3 tRNA genes are annotated in these 284 nt (G+C 50.7%); all 3 read left to right on the forward strand.

From position 1 onward, the window contains the following. The first annotated feature begins 8 nt into the window (after positions 1 to 8). The 3 genes from EP737_RS25185 (at position 9) to EP737_RS25195 (ending at position 245) form a co-directional block, all read left to right on the forward strand. Positions 9 to 82, forward strand: a tRNA-Met gene (locus tag EP737_RS25185). A gap of 10 nt (positions 83 to 92) precedes the next feature. Continuing rightward, a tRNA-Gly gene (locus EP737_RS25190) sits at positions 93 to 163 on the forward strand. A gap of 5 nt (positions 164 to 168) precedes the next feature. Beyond that, a tRNA-Ile gene (locus tag EP737_RS25195) sits at positions 169 to 245 on the forward strand. Positions 246 to 284 lie beyond the last annotated feature (39 nt).

Raw genomic sequence — 284 nt, forward strand, 5'->3', positions numbered from 1 at the left:
TATATCATGGCGGTGTAGCTCAGCTGGCTAGAGCGTACGGTTCATACCCGTAAGGTCGGGGGTTCGATCCCCTCCGCCGCTACTATAAAAATGCGGGTGTAGTTTAATGGTAAAACCTCAGCCTTCCAAGCTGATGTCGTGAGTTCGATTCTCATCACCCGCTTTTGTGGGCCTATAGCTCAGCTGGTTAGAGCGCACGCCTGATAAGCGTGAGGTCGATGGTTCGAGTCCATTTAGGCCCACCATACATTCTTCAATAGTTCAACCGAAGGACAATCGTCTGT

The sequence above is a fragment of the Ectobacillus funiculus genome (genome assembly GCF_004138295.1).
Lineage (GTDB): Bacteria > Bacillota > Bacilli > Bacillales > Bacillaceae_G > Ectobacillus > Ectobacillus funiculus.